The 17081-nt window shown below is 43.5% G+C and carries 13 protein-coding genes; 9 read left to right on the top strand and 4 right to left on the bottom strand.

Translation table 11 applies throughout. The features are described 5' to 3' along the window. Positions 1-25 precede the first annotated feature (25 nt). Positions 26-499, bottom strand: coding sequence for a GAF domain-containing protein (locus AND4_RS03545; RefSeq protein WP_009841536.1), 474 nt, complete (start codon positions 497-499; stop codon positions 26-28). Between the two features lie 91 nt (positions 500-590). On the opposite strand from AND4_RS03545, the gene AND4_RS03540 reads away from it, so the two are divergent. From AND4_RS03540 to rsmF, 4 genes are all read left to right on the top strand, one after another. Continuing rightward, the gene (locus tag AND4_RS03540) at positions 591-2387 is read left to right on the top strand and encodes an ABC transporter ATP-binding protein (protein ID WP_009841535.1); all 1797 of its coding nucleotides are present in this window, start codon (positions 591-593) and stop codon (positions 2385-2387) included. 24 nt (positions 2388-2411) lie between these two features. After that, positions 2412-3659 carry a paraquat-inducible protein A gene (locus AND4_RS03535; protein WP_009841534.1) on the top strand — a complete coding sequence of 416 codons (1248 nt, stop codon included), beginning with the start codon at positions 2412-2414 and terminating at the stop codon, positions 3657-3659. After that, on the top strand, positions 3652-6306 hold the full coding sequence (locus AND4_RS03530) for an MlaD family protein (RefSeq protein ID WP_009841533.1): 2655 nt from the start codon (positions 3652-3654) through the stop codon (positions 6304-6306). Before AND4_RS03535 ends, AND4_RS03530 begins: the two co-directional genes overlap by 8 nt. A 134-nt stretch (positions 6307-6440) precedes the next feature. Continuing rightward, positions 6441-7877, top strand: coding sequence for a 16S rRNA (cytosine(1407)-C(5))-methyltransferase RsmF (rsmF, locus tag AND4_RS03525; protein ID WP_009841532.1), 1437 nt, complete (start codon positions 6441-6443; stop codon positions 7875-7877). A 407-nt stretch (positions 7878-8284) separates the two neighbouring features. Here the strand turns inward: rsmF and AND4_RS03520 are convergent, their stop codons facing one another. After that, positions 8285-9118 carry a S1-like domain-containing RNA-binding protein gene (locus AND4_RS03520; RefSeq protein ID WP_009841531.1) on the bottom strand — a complete coding sequence of 278 codons (834 nt, stop codon included), beginning with the start codon at positions 9116-9118 and terminating at the stop codon, positions 8285-8287. Between the two features lie 183 nt (positions 9119-9301). Between AND4_RS03520 and AND4_RS03515 the strand changes: the two genes are divergently transcribed. Further along, entirely contained in the window at positions 9302-10654 is a 1353-nt protein-coding gene (locus tag AND4_RS03515; protein ID WP_009841530.1) for a hypothetical protein, read from the top strand. A gap of 50 nt (positions 10655-10704) precedes the next feature. Here AND4_RS03515 and AND4_RS03510 read toward each other — a convergent pair whose 3' ends face one another. Next, the gene (locus AND4_RS03510; protein ID WP_009841529.1) at positions 10705-11181 is read right to left on the bottom strand and encodes a DUF4442 domain-containing protein; all 477 of its coding nucleotides are present in this window, start codon (positions 11179-11181) and stop codon (positions 10705-10707) included. 404 nt (positions 11182-11585) lie between these two features. Between AND4_RS03510 and AND4_RS03505 the strand changes: the two genes are divergently transcribed. Together AND4_RS03505 and AND4_RS03500 are read left to right on the top strand one after the other, a co-directional pair. Then, a complete protein-coding gene (locus AND4_RS03505) occupies positions 11586-12638 on the top strand; it encodes a 3-deoxy-7-phosphoheptulonate synthase (RefSeq protein ID WP_009841528.1) in 1053 nt (350 codons plus the stop codon). A 32-nt stretch (positions 12639-12670) separates the two neighbouring features. Next, positions 12671-13153: a YajQ family cyclic di-GMP-binding protein gene (locus tag AND4_RS03500; protein ID WP_009841527.1), complete on the top strand. Its 483-nt coding sequence runs from the start codon at positions 12671-12673 to the stop codon at positions 13151-13153. A 230-nt stretch (positions 13154-13383) separates the two neighbouring features. Here the strand turns inward: AND4_RS03500 and AND4_RS03495 are convergent, their stop codons facing one another. Continuing rightward, the gene (locus tag AND4_RS03495; RefSeq protein WP_009841526.1) at positions 13384-14304 is read right to left on the bottom strand and encodes a bifunctional precorrin-2 dehydrogenase/sirohydrochlorin ferrochelatase; all 921 of its coding nucleotides are present in this window, start codon (positions 14302-14304) and stop codon (positions 13384-13386) included. A gap of 461 nt (positions 14305-14765) precedes the next feature. Here AND4_RS03495 and AND4_RS03490 point away from each other — a divergent pair, with 461 nt between their 5' ends. Both AND4_RS03490 and AND4_RS03485 read left to right on the top strand, forming a co-directional pair. Further along, on the top strand, positions 14766-15794 hold the full coding sequence (locus tag AND4_RS03490) for an amino acid ABC transporter substrate-binding protein (RefSeq protein ID WP_009841525.1): 1029 nt from the start codon (positions 14766-14768) through the stop codon (positions 15792-15794). An 80-nt stretch (positions 15795-15874) separates the two neighbouring features. Further along, positions 15875-17080 carry an amino acid ABC transporter permease gene (locus AND4_RS03485; protein ID WP_009841524.1) on the top strand — a complete coding sequence of 402 codons (1206 nt, stop codon included), beginning with the start codon at positions 15875-15877 and terminating at the stop codon, positions 17078-17080. Position 17081: the final 1 nt, after the last annotated feature.

Here is a 17081-nt window from a genome sequence, read left to right as displayed (position 1 = left end):
GGAAAAACCACACTCGAAGATGAATTTATGCGTCGTTAGCGTGCGAATTAAGCAGCTTTTCTACTTCAACCATAAAATATGAGAGACCTTCTTCATCAATTTCATTAAATCGACCAATATTTGGGCTATCGATATCCAATACTCCAGCCACCCTCCCATTGATGACAAAAGGAACAACAATTTCTGAGTTACTCGATGCATCACAAGCGATGTGACCTTCGAATTCGTGCACATCGTATACTCTTTGAACGCAGTTAGTTTGCGCAGCTGTTCCACAGACACCACTACCGATGGGGATTCGAACGCACGCAGGCTTACCTTGAAAAGGACCAAGCACCAACTCGCTCCCTTTTACTAGGTAAAAGCCAACCCAATTTATATGTTCAATTTCCATATTGAGTAAAGCACTGATGTTAGCAAGGTTTGCAATGACGTCCTTTTCAGATTCGATAAGCGCAACAGCTTGCTTGGTAAGTCTATGGTATTGTTCTATGTTCATATTAACTTCCTGCTTTTTATTTAGTCTTCCATTCTTATGGTATGTCGTTACAATGCTGCCCTACTTTTAATAGGACTTATTCTCAATTAAAATGCATCCGAAAAATAACACTATTAGCCGTTCTTGGTTGATAACACAAGTGAAAAACCACAAGTCTAAGCTGATCCTAGCGAACTTGATAGCCGTACTTGCGACCTTGATTAGTGTTCCAATCCCTCTCCTTATGCCGCTGATGGTTGATGAGGTCTTGTTAGACAAACCAGCATCCGGGCTTGCGGCAATGAACTCTGTTTTGCCTGAGTCATGGCATACACCGACGGGTTATATCTTCTTTACTCTCTTCTTAGTCGTGCTGATGAGGGCAGCCAGTCAAGGCCTTAATATTATTCAAAGTCGTCAATTCACTCTAGTCTCAAAGACCATCACCTTCGAGATGCGCAGTAAAATGATCGACAAGCTGGGTCGTATTAGTATTCGACAATACGAAACCAAAGGCAGCGGGGGCATTAATGCGCACCTGATCACTGACATCGAGACCATCGATCAGTTTATAGGCTCCACGTTAGCTAAATTCGTTATCAGTTTTCTCACCGTTATTGGTACGGCGATCGTGCTACTTTGGCTTGATTGGAGACTGGGGCTTTTTATTCTTTTGGTTAACCCTATTGTTATCTACTTCTCACGTAAACTGGGAAGCATGGTGAAGCACTTAAAGCGTAAAGAAAACCATTCATTTGAACGTTTCCAAAACCGCTTAGTGGAAACACTTGATGGTATTTACCAGTTACGTGCTGCGAATAGAGAGCGAGAATTTCTTAAGCAATTAAAAGATAGCGCCGATCAAGTTCGTATCGATGCTGATAAATACGCGTGGCAATCAGAAGCTGCAGGGCGTGTCTCCTTTCTTCTATTTTTGATCGGTTTCGAATTATTTCGCGCTGTGGCAATGTTAATGGTCATGTTTAGTGACCTTACTATTGGTCAAATCTTTGCGGTCTTCGGTTACCTTTGGTTTATGCTGTCCCCCGTTCAAGAGCTTTTGGGTATCCAATTCTCTTGGTATAGTGCAAAAGCGGCCCTCAAGCGTATTAATGATCTACTCGTATTAGAAGAAGAACATAGGCCTGTCTCGAAAGTAAATCCTTTCAGAGAAAACCGCGAAGTTGATGTAAAAATTGAACATGTTGATTTTTCATACAACAATGAAATTAAAGTGCTGGACAACCTTTCTCTTCATATTCCAGCCGGCACGAAAGTCGCTCTGGTGGGGGCAAGTGGTGGAGGTAAATCGACGCTTATCCAACTATTGATTGGTGTTTACCGTCAGAATTCAGGTTCTATTCGTTTTAATGATGAACTAACGGAAGACATCAGCTTTGAAGTGATACGCGACAAGATTGCCGTTGTTTTACAACAACCTATACTATTCAACGACTCATTGAGGCATAATCTCACTCTTGGTGGGGACTTTGATGAGGTCGCACTCTGGCGAGCACTGGAAGTCGCTCAACTGCAAGATGTCATTTCTCAACTTAACCACGGATTGGAAACGCAAATTGGCCGTAATGGTATTCGCTTATCCGGTGGCCAGCGTCAACGTTTGGCCATTGCTCGTATGGTGCTTAGTAATCCACAATTTGTTATCCTAGACGAAGCAACGTCAGCATTGGATACTGCAACGGAAGCAGCATTACATGGTGCGTTAACGGAATTTTTACGTGGAAGAACCACACTTATTGTTGCCCACCGTTTGTCAGCGGTAAAACAGGCAGATTTGATTTATGTGCTTGAAGACGGCAGAGTGACGCAAACAGGAACACATGGTGAGCTCGTTGAGCAAGAAGGCTTATATCAAACCTTGTATGGGGGCATTCAGTCCCACGCTTAAACCATTATTTTTAGGGAGGTCATCATGACCTCTCTGTCTAAACTCGCGGCGCAGCCGACTAACATTCGCTTATGCCAAGGTTGTGAACTTCCCGTCGATATCATCGACTTGCCAAGTCGTAAAAGTGCATACTGCCCACGGTGTGGTACACAATTGTACCGTGGTGGTAGACCTAGCTTGTCGGGTAATCTTGCTATTGCTGTTACCTGTATTTTGCTATTTATTCCCTCGCACTTTTTTAACTTCATCAGTATTCGTCTGTTCGGAGTGATGATACCGGCGACCTTGCCTTCAGGAATGATCACACTTTTTCAAGAGGGCTTTATTCTTCTCTCTATTTTGATTCTGTTTTGCAGCTCGCTCGCTCCACTCATAGTATGTAGCGCCGTTGTGACTGCTCATTGGTCGTTGCATAAGCGTTGGTTTAAGGGCCTACGTGTCTCACTTTGGCTAATTCAGCATCTGAAACATTGGGTGATGCTGGATGTATTTCTTGTGAGCATCGCTATTTCCTGCTTTAAGCTGCAAGATTACTCCGATATATTTGTTGGACCCGGCTTAATTGGGCTTGTCCTACTGCAAGTTTTCACCGTTTTATTAATATCTCGGATCAGCGTCCGTCGCTATTGGGAAGCCTGGCGACCTGAGACCAATTATGATTTTAAGCATAAAGACATACATTGCCATGAATGTCACCTATCACAGCCTGAAGGTGATCGTTGCCCTCGCTGCCATAATGAATTGCATCACCGTAAACCGAACTCTATTCAGAAGACGTGGGCATATTTGGCCGCTGCGACGATTGCGATCTTCCCTGCTAACTTGATTCCAATTTCCATCTTGCTGACCAATGGTAAACGTCTAGAAGATACTATATTCTCGGGCGTCGCGGGCTTGGTTAAAAGTGGGATGTATGGCATCGCTATTATTATTTTTGTCGCCAGTATCGTGGTTCCAGTCGCCAAGATTCTAGGACTTACATACATATTGTTATGTATTAAGTTTAAACGTTCGGTGTTTCGGAGACAGCGAATGATGGTTTACTTTGCAGTAAAATGGATCGGTAAATGGTCCGTGATGGACTTATTTGTTATTTCTATCATGATGACCTTAGTCGATCGCGGACAGATTCTCGACTTCACGCCGGGATATGGCGCAGTTGCTTTCGGTGCCGTGGTCATATTTACCATGCTCGCGGCAGAGAGCATTGACCCAAGGTTTATTTGGGACCAAGCCCAGACACAATCAGAAAAAGAGTCAGTTAATGAGTGATCAGAACAGTTCTCAAACGTCATACGAGCCAGACGTAAAGAGGAGAAAAGGTATATCTCCCCTTTGGTTATTGCCGATTTTGACCATGGTATTAGCCGGATGGCTCGTTATGAAATCAATTCATGACGCAGGACAAGGTGTACAAATATACTTCTCCGATGCAGCAGGTTTGGTCGCTGGCCGAACGACCATCCGCTATCAGGGATTAGAAGTAGGTATGGTTCGAGATATTAACCTTTCCGAAGATTTAGGCAGTATTTATGTCGACGCAGATATCTATCCGGAAGCCACAAAATTGCTGAACGACAAAACGCGGTTTTGGCTAGTAAAGCCGACAGCAAGCTTGACTGGTGTTTCCGGGCTTGACGCTCTCGTATCTGGTAATTACATTGCTATTCAGCCTGGTGACGGCGAAGAGTTTGAAACAAGCTTTCATGCACTTGACTCAGCGCCTACTGATTTACGCGTGACACAAGGCCTAAATATCAAAATGAAGAGCCGTGATCTGGGGGGCGTTTCAATTGGCTCAAAGATTATCTATAAAAAGATCCCAATTGGCGAAGTTTTCAGCTATCAACTGAACGACGACACCAAATCCATCACCATTCAAGCTAATATTCAAGAACAATACCAGCACCTAATTAACAGTCGCAGCCGTTTTTGGAATGTCAGTGGTATTGGCGCCAGTATCGGGTTTGATGGTGTAGACATTCGTTTTGAAAGCATGAGCGCCCTCCTTGGAGGGGCAATTGCAGTAGATTCGCCAGATGATGGTGAACCTGTGAAAGAAAATACCGAATTCCGCCTGTATAAAGATCTCAAAACCGCAGGTCGAGGTATTCCAATTAAAATCACCCTTCCTGACGATAATAATATCAGTGGTGAAGGCGCACCCATTATGTACCGCGGAATCGAGGTGGGCCAAATCACGGATTTGCACCTTTCTAAAGGTCGTGAAGTCATTTTAGCATCAGCCGCCATCCAACCAGCCTTTAGCGATATGTTAACTTCTGGAACGCGTTTTGTTCTTGAAGAAGCAAAAGTTTCCCTCTCAGGGGTGGAAAACATTACCAACCTCGTCCGTGGCAACTTTTTAACCATAGTTCCGGGAGAAGGTGAACGCGCTCGTCGTTTTACCGCAATTCGCAAAAATGTCTTTAACCAACAACAACAAAAATCAATTGCTATCCGCTTAGTCTCGGACAATTCTTTTGGTCTAGATACTGGTGCCAACGTACTTTACAAAGGCATAGTTGTGGGTTCGATCATTAAAGTTGGCTTACTTGACAAAACAAAAGCACAAACCTCGAAACATGAAGTATTCATGGATGTCCTTATTGATAATGAGTACAAACGTTTGATTAAAGCGGATAACCGATTTTACGTCACTGGTAGTGCGTCCGCGGAGTTGACCGAATCAGGTTTGAGTGTAACCGTCCCCCCTGCTAAGCAGCTTCTAACTGGTTCAATCAGTTTTGTAAGTCAGGGAAAAGAGAAGATCCAAAATGAATACCAACTGTTCCAAAGCGCTTCACTAGCGGAACTGGCCAGGTATAACCAGACCGGTTCGAAAACGTTAAGTCTGTTTGCCAGTGAGCTACCACCGATTTCGAAAGGCAGTCCATTACTTTATCGTAACTTACCTGTCGGTAACATTTCAGACTTCAGCTTGGTTGACGGGGGTGTGGTGGTCAAAGCGACCATTGAGAATCGTTACGCTCATCTGCTCAGCGCACAAACCGTATTTTGGAATCGCTCAGGTGTTGAGATTGATGCTTCTTTAGCAGGAATAACTGTGAAAGCACACCCCCTCAAAACATTAATTAAAGGTGGTATTGCTTTCGACTCCATACCTGGCATAGAGAACAAAGTTGGTCAACGTTGGAAGCTTTATAAAGATCAAAACCAAGCTCGTAAGTTTGGTCGTGTCATTGCACTAGAAACAGACGGTAGCCAAGAAGTAACCAGAGGTATGCCGATCAAATATCAGGGTGTAAAAGTCGGAGAAGTCACCGTGGTGGTTCCGAATTTTAAGCGTAAAATCGTCGAAGTTAGCGCCAGAATTCTTCCCGAATATGTCGAAAACATCGCAGTGACCGGGTCACATTTTTGGTTAACGCAACCTGAAATCGGTTTAGGTGGTGTTAAGAACTTGGGATCATTAGTATCGAAATCCATCAGCGTAGAGCCAGGTAAAGGTGCAGCAAAATTTCAATTTGATTTGGCAAAGGATAAGCAAACCGAACAAGGCATATCCTTCACATTACAAAGCGAACAACGTGGCTCTGTTCAAGTAGGCACCCCTATTCTCTATCGACAGTTGGAAGTTGGCCGTGTCACCAAAGTGACCTTGGGTGAGTTTGCTGATCGCATCGTTACGAAGATCGAGATCCAACCAGAATACGCTTACCTTGTCCGTCAAAACAGCGTGTTCTGGAACGTATCTGGCGTGGATGTTTCTATTGGTCTGGGCGGTGCGAACATCAAAGCGGGTACTTTTGATAGCTTAGTACGTGGCGGGATTGCTTTCTCAACGCCAGAGCAATCAAAAATTCCACCAGCGGCGAAAAATGGGCACTCTTTCTACTTATACCCTGAGGCGGAAGAAGCTTGGACTCAGTGGCGTACCGCAATTCCAAGGCCATGATGGGTTAAGAGAAAAAGAGTAACCAAAAGAGCAGCTATCGCTGCTCTTTTTTATTACTCAAACCTTTGTGGCTATTCGTTTCTTAACTGCTTTCGTATATCATTTGCAGCAAATTCTTCAATCGAGATTTTACTTTGCATCCTAACGTTTACATCCCAGAAGCTTTTCTGGAAAAAATCCAGACCATACTTCCAACTCATCTCAACATGGAAGACTTTATCGCGTCATGCCAGAAGCCTCTACGCAAAAGTATTCGTGTTAATACCCTAAAGATCAGCGTTGATGCATTTCTAGAACGTGCGGATGCAAAAGGTTGGAAGCTTTCCCCCGTACCTTGGTGTGAAACGGGCTTTTGGATTGAAGCGGATGAATCGGTTGTCCCACTTGGTAATACCGCAGAACACATGTCAGGCCTATTTTACATTCAAGAAGCCAGTTCGATGATGCCAGTATCTGCCCTATTCATGACCAATGAAACGTTTGATTCGGTTCTTGATACTGCTGCGGCACCAGGTTCAAAGACCACTCAAATCGCCGCATTAATGAACAACGAAGGTATTTTGGTCGCAAACGAGTATGCGGCGAGCCGGGTCAAGGTTCTGCATGCAAACATTGAACGTTGTGGCGTACGTAACGCGGCATTAAGCAATTTCGATGGTCGTGTCTTTGGCGGCTGGTTACCAGAACAGTTTGATGCTGTTTTACTTGACGCCCCTTGCTCGGGTGAAGGCACGGTTCGCAAAGATGAAGATGCAATGAAGAACTGGACCCAAGCGTCGGTTATCGAAATCGCAGATACACAGAAAGACCTGATTGAAAGTGCGTTCCATGCACTCAAACCGGGTGGAGTGATGGTTTATTCAACCTGTACATTGAGTACGGAAGAAAACCAACAAGTTTGTCATCACCTAAAAGAGACATTTGGCGACGCGGTTGAATTCGAGAGCTTAAAAGATCTGTTCGAAAATGCAGAAACATCGCTAACAGACGAAGGCTTTTTGCATATTTTCCCCCAAGTTTATGACTGCGAGGGCTTCTTCGTCGCTCGTATTCGTAAACTTACAGCAGTCGATGCTCCAGAAGTGAAAAAACGCATGGGCAAATTCCCATTTGTGAAAGCATCAAACAAAGAGTCAGCCCAGATTGCAAATCAGCTGCAAAATACGATGGACATCAAACTGCCTGAAGACAGCACATTATGGGTTCGTGAGAAAGATGTATGGCTTTTTCCAGATTCACTAGAGCCAATGATTGGCGAACTGCGTTTCTCTCGAATGGGTATTAAAATTGCAGAAACGCATAAAAACGGTTATCGCTGGCAACATCAAGTTGCGACAGCCCTAGCAACTGGCGACGAGAAAAACACAATTGAATTAACAATTGAAGAAGCACGCGAGTGGTACATGGGCCGCGATGTTCGCCCACAAAACATTCCAGCAGGTATGAAGACAGGTAAAGGCGAAGTGTTCGTGAAATACGAAGGTGCGATTATTGGCCTTGGGAAATGGGTAAGCAATCGCATTAAAAACGGTCTGCCGCGTGAACTGGTACGTGATAAAAACTTATTTTAAACACAAAGCGACACGCCATAAAACTATGAAAAAGCCGTCGTATTAACGATGGCTTTTTCATTCGAAAGCTTGATGGCACTGGGTTCACTAGCGATCCGAGCGACCTGTACTAAACTTGACGTATTAGAGTATCGCTTTGAAACGACACTTCTCTTTATGTTTAGCTAGCAATAAGTGCAGGTCACAAAGTTTAGCGCAGGCTCTATCGTAGAGCCTCTTCCCCCTAGGCCCAAATAAGGATGAGTTTGGGCCATTTTTTTATAACACTTCAACGCTGAGAGTCAAAACTCATTCATTGAGACTCGAACCATCAACATAAGACTCTCTTTACAATTAAGTCTGTTGCTTGCAGTGGATTCTATTTCTACAGAGAATCTAACGTTAAAACATAATTAGATCATCGATTATTAAACAAGTTTTATACCGTCTTTTTCGATAACGATTTTACCTGCTTTATAGAGAGCCCCAATGGTCTTTTTATATGTGCCTTTACTGGTTCGGAATGCGTCGAAAATCGCTTCTGGAGAGGATTTATCATTCAAAGGTAAAAATCCCCCCTTCTTTTCCAGCAGTTCTATGATCTTACTGGATAGATCATCCATCTTCGCCACACCAACTTTTTGTAACGCTAGATCAATCTTGCCGTCTTCACGAACTTGTTTGATGTAGCCTTTAAGCTTTTTACCGATGAAGAGTTTACCAAACACGTCTGATGGGAAAATCATGCCCCAATGTTCACCATTAACAATCGCCTTGTAACCAAGTTCGCTGCGCTCTGCGATAATCAAATCAACTTGTTCGTTCACTTCGTAGTTAGCTGGCGTTTTATCTAGCCATTTGTTGAACTTTGTTGTACCGACAATACGGCCAGAGGCTTTATCTGTGTATACGTAAACGAGTAAGATTTGACCCGCTGTAAAACGAGCTCTCTGCTCACTAAACGGGATGAGAAGATCTTTTTCTTTTATACCCCAATTGACGAACGCACCTGTATTATTAATGCCTTCGATTTTCATTAGGCCCCATTCACCGACTTGAGCGATGGGCTTATCAATGGTCGCAGCTAGCTGACTTTCTGAATCGAAGTAAAGAAATACGTCAAGATGAGCACCAAGCTCAGTACCCTCTGGGACATATTTATTGGGTAGCAATACCGAACCATAATCCTCACCATCCAGAAATACACCAAAATCAGCCGTTTTAATGACTTCTAAGCTGTTAATTTGACCAATTTTAATCATTGAATTTGTCTCTTTTAAAGTTTCTGGGGAATTATACCCAAACTAACAAGAAAATCAGAGAGAAAAGCGCACCTCTCTGTTATGCTTTGAATATACGAGAATTTATCCTAGCCCGAACTTAAGTTAATTTAATTATCGGACGCTTATGAGTATAGGATGCGTTAGAAAAATCAGGAGCCTTCCTTGGTCACTGTTGACAAACAAGACTCGGTAACTTTAAAAATTAGCCACGCGCTGGCAAAGAGTAAAACGCTCGACCTTGATATCTACATTTTTATCCCTGGTGAGTTGGGTTTGAATTCCGACATCATCAGTGAGTCTGAGTACTACTACACGTCTATCACACAAAAACGATCTTATTACAGTACGGAAGTGCTGCTGCCATTAGTACACAGCCGTCTGGCTAAACGTGGCCACTTGTCCAGTCGCCAGTATCGCGTTAGTTTAAGTTTATTTGCATATCAATACGTTATAGCACTTGATAAAGCGGTAGCCGCACTGAATAAACATGAAAATGACAGCGTAACCGCAGAAGAAGTGGATGAAGTCATTGAACTGACACTCGATATCCTAAAGCGTCTGCGCCGTTCGATTCCGTATGAAGAAAACCTCAAGCGCTACTATGTCAACATTGATAACTACCTATCTTGGTATACCGAGCAGAGATTCCTATCTCTTGTTGCTCATCTACCTCGTGAAGGTGATTACGGTACGATTAAAGAACGCTTAATTACGTTGTGTGAGAAAGAACAAGCACACCGTAAACTTAACAACTATAACTCGGTGAGCGTGATGGATGATGTCACTCGCCTGTCGAACAAGATGCGTTTGCTAAGACGTTTGATCGAACACCCTATTGTCCTGAGTGAAAAGACCATGTCCATGGGCAATAATATTAAGCGAGCAATTAAAGGGATTGCGACAGGCTTGGTGATGGTCGTTGTGACGAGTACAGTGATACTTGCGCGAGATTATTTAGGCGAGATTTCTGCGTCATTTATTATCGCTTTGTCATTCATCTATGCGCTTCGTGAGATCTTCAAAGATGATCTGCGGGATGCTATGTGGCGTTGGATTCGCAAAGATAAACCAAAATGGCGTAAAAAGTATATGGACCCGACAACAAAGAAAGTCGTTGGTCGAAAGTTAGAATGGCTAGATTACCGTTCACTCTCAAGTTTGCCTGACCGTATTCAAAGCATTCGTAAAAAACGAGTCGTTCAGCGTGAAGAGAAAATTCTTCATTATCATGCTAAGACCGAAATGGCGACTTCATCATTCCTGAGCGGCTACGAGCAGACTCGCGAGACATTGAACATGAGTTTACGTCCAATTATTCGCTTGATGGATAAAAGCTCCAACCGAGTATATCGATTGAACGATGGGCAAGTCAGTAAAGAGTCCGTTGAAAAGCGTCATCTGCTCAATGTGATTGTCAAAGAGGATAATCACACTGAGGAAGCCATTTACTATCGTTGGAAGGTGGTTTTAAACCGCTCTAAGATTGTATCAATTGAACAAATCGACTTGGTTTAAAACATAACGGTTGATCCGTAATATCAGATGTTCACGCAAGCAGTTTGTTCCTAAGCTGCTTTTTTTATCGAAAGCGTCAAAGAAAACTCGGCCATTGGTTCATCGCCACTTATGCTTGGACATAACGCCGTAATTTTCACATCTTGGTTAACACGCTCACCTGTCTCTAATGTCGACCGAAGCATTTCATCAATTAATGGACCATCGTAACAAACGAAATGAACATCCCCTTCTGGACGCTTTAGAAACTCGGCTGACACACTTTTAAACGCCAGGGAAATGCGCTCACCTTGCTGTTGTGCTTTACTCATGGCGAGAAAGCCCCCCGCTACATCCGCTCCAACAGCAAGCGCACCGAAATACATACTATTGAGATGGTTCTTTGTTCGACGTCTCAGTGGAATTTTGACTTCGACATGCTGATCGTCAATCGCTAAGATCTTTGGACGACATAACCAAATAAGCGGTACCTTGGAAAAACCAAAGAATTTTAAGTAGAGATTTGCGTGGCGAACGGCAGATAACATATCGATCTCCTTAACAAGCTAGTCAGACCAGTTAATCAACCAGACTTAAAAATGTCAAAGAAATGTTAATAGCAACTCGATCTCGGTATCGAAATTTCTCGTTCTCAAACGGTTTTCTTTACCAAGCAATTTTTGTACTAGTGGAAATTTCTGCCGTCACTGTTTGACCAAGTGCATTTTGCAAGGCTATCGGGCTAGCAGATAGAAAAAATAGTTATAAATTCAATCGACTAGGTATTGATCTCCTAACTTATTTTTGTCATTTATACATAAGCGTCACTTATGATAGAAAGCAACATCAGATACATTTCGCTATTTACTAAATAAGAATCCCGTGAAACGGTTTATTCCTCATTGTAAATCCGTTATCTTTACCGCTACGAAAAAGAGAATAAAGCTATAACATGCCTATCAAAACAGATGAATTGAGATCCCAAGCCTTGGGTCCGATGCCTACACCCGCAGAGCTGGGAAGCGTACATCCTATTACCGATGAGCTCGCTGACCACATCGCTCAATCTCGTCGTCAAATTGAGAATATTTTAACTGGTAAGGATAATCGTATCCTCGCTATTGTTGGCCCATGTTCAGTTCATGACACTGAAGCGGCGATCGACTATGCAACTCGCCTCGCGAATATCCAAGACAAGTACAAAGATGAGCTACTCATCGTCATGCGTACTTATTTTGAAAAGCCTCGTACCGTTGTTGGTTGGAAAGGCTTGATTACCGACCCGAACCTAGACGGTTCATACGCCCTTGAAGCAGGCCTTCATAAGGCACGCAAACTGCTCCTGGATATCAACAAGCTTGGTCTTGCCACCGCTACAGAGTTTCTTGATATGATTACAGGTCAGTATATCGCCGATCTGATTTCCTGGGGGGCCATTGGTGCTCGCACAACAGAATCACAAATCCACCGCGAAATGGCTTCAGCCCTGTCTTGCCCAGTTGGATTCAAAAACGGTACAAATGGCAATGTAAAAATTGCGATTGATGCGATTCGTGCTTCTAAAGCATCTCACTATTTTTATTCTCCAGACAAAAGTGGGCGCATGACGGTTTACCGCACGAGTGGTAACCCCTACGGGCACATCATCCTTCGCGGCGGTGACAAAGGCCCGAACTTTGACAAAGCCTCTGTAAAACAAACGTGCGAATCTCTGGCCGAATTCGATTTGCCACAACGCTTGATTGTAGACTTTAGCCATGCGAACTGTCAGAAGCAGCATCGTAAACAAATTGAAGTGGCTCAAGATATTTGTGATCAGATTAAATCTGGCAGCCACCGCATAGCGGGGATCATGGCAGAAAGCTTTATCATTGAAGGCAACCAGTCTATGGCTGATATCGACAACCTTACTTATGGGCAATCTATCACTGACCCATGCCTGAGTTGGAATGATACTGTGACTATGCTAGATATGCTGGCAGAAGCCGTAAAATCCAGTAAGTAATTTCCCTATAACAAGATAATCAAGGAATCCTCATGCCATCGTTTGATATTGTTTCAGAAATTGATACCGTTGAACTGCGTAACGCGGTTGATAACGCTAACCGTGAATTATCCACTCGTTTCGATTTCCGCAATGTAAAAGCAAGCTTTGAGCTAGTAGAAGAAAATGTAAAAGTGTCAGCAGAAGGCGAGTTCCAGCTGAAGCAAATGCGTGACATCCTACGTAGCCACTTAGCAAAGCGAAACATTGATGCGAATGCTATGGACGCAAAAACTCCAGAAGCGACAGGTAAGAACTGGCACCAAAATATCGCTTTCCGCCAAGGTATAGATACGCCCACTGCGAAAAAAGTCGTGAAGCTAATTAAAGATGCAAAACTCAAAGTGCAAGCATCTATCCAAGGCGAAAAAGTTCGCGTAACGGGTAAGAAGCGTGATGACTTACAAGCGACAATGGCAGCGATCCGTGAAGCAGAAATGGGTATCCCATTTCAGTACAATAACTTCCGAGATTAATTGCGCTCCCCTTTTCTTTTACTTTGAGTAGATATGGACCCTGAGTAAATAGTAACTCTCGGGTGAATAACAATAGTTGAATGAAAACGCCGACGATTATCTCGTCGGCGTTTGTTTTTGGTATGTATAATCACTAAACCAAGGGGAATCATGTAACCTAAAGATACGTGGTTCAGCGAGAATGAATTGGTATTCGTTTAAAGGTGCACAATTACCTTAAAATTAAAGAGTTAAATAACCAAGTCTCGCCCTTGCAGCAGAGAGAACTCACTTGTACCCTGAGGGATGAATACGCACACCCGCAGCTTATTTTCTTTGGCTTTACTTAACAGATCCGAAAGCTCAGTAGCATGATCAAATGCCTCACGTTCCGCGTCTCTTCTCACCAGCTCCATCACATCGGATTTGCATTTGGTTGAATAAAGTACGAGTTCCGCCTGCTGCATGTAGCGAACAGCTTTGATCGGTAACATCTCAACATCTTTACCTACTTGAATCCAAGTACAACTGCCTGTCTCATCTAAGGGCTCGGACAAGGTTTGTTGATAAATAACTTCGAGCTCTCGGTTATCGCGGGCGTTTTCCACTTCTGGGTGTGAAAAATAGCTTTCCCAAAACTTTCGACGCAAATCAACGTTAGGAAGGACTTGTTTAATCGAATTCCGTTTAGAATTAGCAAACTCCGCCATTAACTCCATATTTTGTGGGAGGATCGATTCAAGCTTTTCACGAATGTTGCGAATCAACACCGGTGACGCGCCACCACTTGAGATGGCAACTTGAATACGACCACGGTTGATCATTGAAGGCGTAATAAAGTCGCAATAAGGTTTATCGTCAACAACGTTAACAAGAATACCGAGCTCTTTGGCATCTTTGTAGACTTGATGGTTTAACTCTGGATTATCCGTCGTCGCCCATACTTGAATGAATGACTTTGTGACAATGTCACTTGAATAAAACCTTTGAATCCAATCAACTTGATGTGCTCGGGCAAGGTTATCGAGGAAGTCGACAACCGTTGGGGAGACAATAGTGACATTCGCCCCAGCCTTCAACAATGCCTCCACCTTGCGGCTTGCTACTTCGCCACCACCGACAATCAGAACCGGTTTGTTTACTAAATCTAAGAACAGAGGAAAATATCGCATTCAATCCATGACCACTTCAAATAACAATCTAGGTTCATGCTATCAAAAATGAGGCAATCACTTCACCTTGTTTCGACTTCACAAATAATATTTGTTCAAATTTTTGGCTACTAGAACCACTTTTCGCTAGTGATAGTTTTAATAATAAGTTATTTGTCCTACTTTTTTTTTCTTATTTTACCGATTGTGCTGATGCACTAATTTCTACAATTAGTTGCACTATTTACAAACAATTAACAGTTCGCCATTCTAATCCGCAAGGCATTTTGTGACTTCTCACCAAAACCTTCTGTAAATTATATATTTGAGAATTAGCAAATCCTTTCCTACGCTTACTACTGACTGATTTGAAGATGGCGGTTTGTCTAAAAATCAATCATATAGGACGAAAACACAGATGAATTGGACACGTTGTATCAGGACGCTCCTGATCAAACATGGATCATACAGGATGGATACATATGGCAAATAAACTCACTATTCTAGCTTCCGTTATCGCGGCTTCTACCACCATGTTGGCTACTACAGCACATGCCGCTGACGGTACTCTGGAAAAAGTCACAAAACAAGGTTTCCTCAACTGTGGCGTAAGCACCGGTCTACCTGGCTTCTCAAACCCTAACGCAAAAGGAGAATGGGAAGGTATTGACGTAGAATATTGCCAAGCACTGGCTGCCGCCGTTCTTGGGGATAAATCGAAAGTTAAATATGTCCCCCTGACCGCGAAAGAACGTTTCACCGCACTTCAATCGGGTGAAATCGATGTGCTTTCACGTAATACCACCTGGACACTTCATCGCGACACAGCTTTAGGCCTGAACTTTGTCGGAGTGAACTATTACGACGGCCAAGGGTTCATGGTTAAAAAAGATCTTGAAGTTTCAAGTGCAAAAGATTTGGATGGCGCATCAGTCTGTGTGCAATCAGGTACAACGACAGAACTCAACTTAGCTGACTACTTCCGCAATCAGGGTATGGCATACAAACCCGTCGTATTTGATACGGCAGCACAGACTTCTAAAGGGTTTGATGCAGGCCGTTGTGACGTTCTAACAACGGACCAATCTGGCCTTTATGCTCTGCGTCTCAACCTTGAAGACCCGTCATCTGCAACCGTTTTACCTGAAATCATTTCAAAAGAGCCTCTAGGCCCAGTAGTTCGCCAAGGCGATGACCGATGGTTCAATATTGCGAAGTGGACGTTAGCTACCATGGTTAACGCAGAAGAATATGGCATTAGCTCCAAAAATGTTGACGAAATGAAGAAATCGAAGGATCCGAACATCAAGCGTATTCTCGGTGTGGATGGGCCGAAAGGCAAAGGTCTTGGCATTCGTGACGATTGGGGCTATCAAGTTATTAAACAAGTCGGTAACTATGGCGAAAGCTTCGAGCGCACGGTTGGTACTGCTTCACCGTTGAACATTTCTCGTGGCGTGAATGCACTGTGGAATGCGGGCGGGTTTATGTACGCGCCACCAATTCGCTAATACAACGATCACCATAGGGCGGTTTATGCCGCCCTTTTTCGTGAGTACATGTATACATAAAGGTTTGAGGTTATCGCTGTATGAAACCGACGAATAATACATCGCCAAGTACGATGTCCAAACCAAGGCGTAGTGAAAACTTGCTCTATAATCCAGCTTTTCGCTCTGCTTTTTTCCAGTTCATAGCCGTCGCAGCACTGGTATTTTTCTTCTACACTATCGTCAACAACGCACTATCTAACCTTGAAGCACGTGGTATTGCAACAGGGTTTGGCTTCCTAAATCAAGAGGCAGGCTTTGGGATTGGCCTAACACTCATTGAATACGATGAAACCTTTTCTTATGGTCGTACTTTTATCGTCGGTTTGCTTAACACCGCACTGGTTGCTGTACTGGGCATTATTCTCGCCACCATCATAGGTTTTATCATGGGGATAGCCCGTCTGTCGTCCAACTGGTTGGTGAGCAGGCTAGCAGCAGTATATATAGAAACGTTCCGAAATATCCCACTCCTTTTACAAATCTTCTTTTGGTATTTCGCCGTTCTTCAGGCCCTCCCTTCACCACGTCAAAGTATGAGTATTGGTGAGGCCGTCTTTTTAAACGTGCGTGGTTTGTACTTCCCCGCACCAATTTGGGAAGCAGGAAGCAGCGTTGTTATTGCCGCATTTATTTTTGGAATTGTCGCGAGTTTCTTGATCTACATATGGGCCAGAAATAAACAGCGCTTAACGGGACAACAGACGCCAATGGTCCGAATTGTCTTTGGATTAGTCATTGTTCTACCATTGGCCGTTTACTTTATAGCGGGTATGCCTATTTCACTGCAATATCCGGAGCTAAAAGGTTTTAACTTCCGTGGTGGTATTAGCATCATCCCTGAACTTGCCGCACTGTTACTCGCGCTAAGTGTCTATACTGCATCGTTCATTGCTGAGATAGTACGTTCTGGTATTAATGCCGTCAGTCATGGTCAAACGGAAGCGGCGATGTCACTTGGTCTTCCTCGTACTAAGACACTTAAGTTGGTGGTCATTCCGCAAGCATTACGCATTATTATCCCCCCTCTTACCAGCCAATATCTGAACCTAACCAAAAACTCCTCGCTAGCAATGGCAATTGGTTACCCGGACTTGGTTTCTGTTTTCGCAGGTACCACCTTAAACCAAACTGGACAAGCGATTGAGATTATCGCGATGACCATGGGTGTTTATTTGGCATTGAGCCTGATTACTTCGGCGTTGATGAACCTTTACAACCGTAAAGTTGCACTGGTGGAGAGATAAT

It is taken from the genome of Vibrio sp. AND4 (assembly GCF_000171815.1).
In the GTDB taxonomy this organism is placed as follows: Bacteria; Pseudomonadota; Gammaproteobacteria; order Enterobacterales; family Vibrionaceae; genus Vibrio.
The sequence above is the reverse complement of the archived record's forward strand: the minus strand, read 5'-3'. Positions and strand labels throughout refer to the sequence as shown.

Bases quoted from the DNA above. Each gene is read 5' to 3' on its own strand.
- AND4_RS03545 (WP_009841536.1), bottom strand. From the start codon at position 499: ATGAACATAGAACAATACCATAGACTTACCAAGCAAGCTGTTGCGCTT.
- AND4_RS03540 (WP_009841535.1), top strand. From the start codon at position 591: ATGCATCCGAAAAATAACACTATTAGCCGTTCTTGGTTGATAACACAA.
- AND4_RS03535 (WP_009841534.1), top strand. From the start codon at position 2,412: ATGACCTCTCTGTCTAAACTCGCGGCGCAGCCGACTAACATTCGCTTA.
- AND4_RS03530 (WP_009841533.1), top strand. From the start codon at position 3,652: ATGAGTGATCAGAACAGTTCTCAAACGTCATACGAGCCAGACGTAAAG.
- AND4_RS03520 (WP_009841531.1), bottom strand. From the start codon at position 9,118: ATGATTAAAATTGGTCAAATTAACAGCTTAGAAGTCATTAAAACGGCT.
- AND4_RS03510 (WP_009841529.1), bottom strand. From the start codon at position 11,181: ATGTTATCTGCCGTTCGCCACGCAAATCTCTACTTAAAATTCTTTGGT.
- AND4_RS03505 (WP_009841528.1), top strand. From the start codon at position 11,586: ATGCCTATCAAAACAGATGAATTGAGATCCCAAGCCTTGGGTCCGATG.
- AND4_RS03500 (WP_009841527.1), top strand. From the start codon at position 12,671: ATGCCATCGTTTGATATTGTTTCAGAAATTGATACCGTTGAACTGCGT.
- AND4_RS03495 (WP_009841526.1), bottom strand. From the start codon at position 14,304: ATGCGATATTTTCCTCTGTTCTTAGATTTAGTAAACAAACCGGTTCTG.
- AND4_RS03490 (WP_009841525.1), top strand. From the start codon at position 14,766: ATGGCAAATAAACTCACTATTCTAGCTTCCGTTATCGCGGCTTCTACC.
- AND4_RS03485 (WP_009841524.1), top strand. From the start codon at position 15,875: ATGAAACCGACGAATAATACATCGCCAAGTACGATGTCCAAACCAAGG.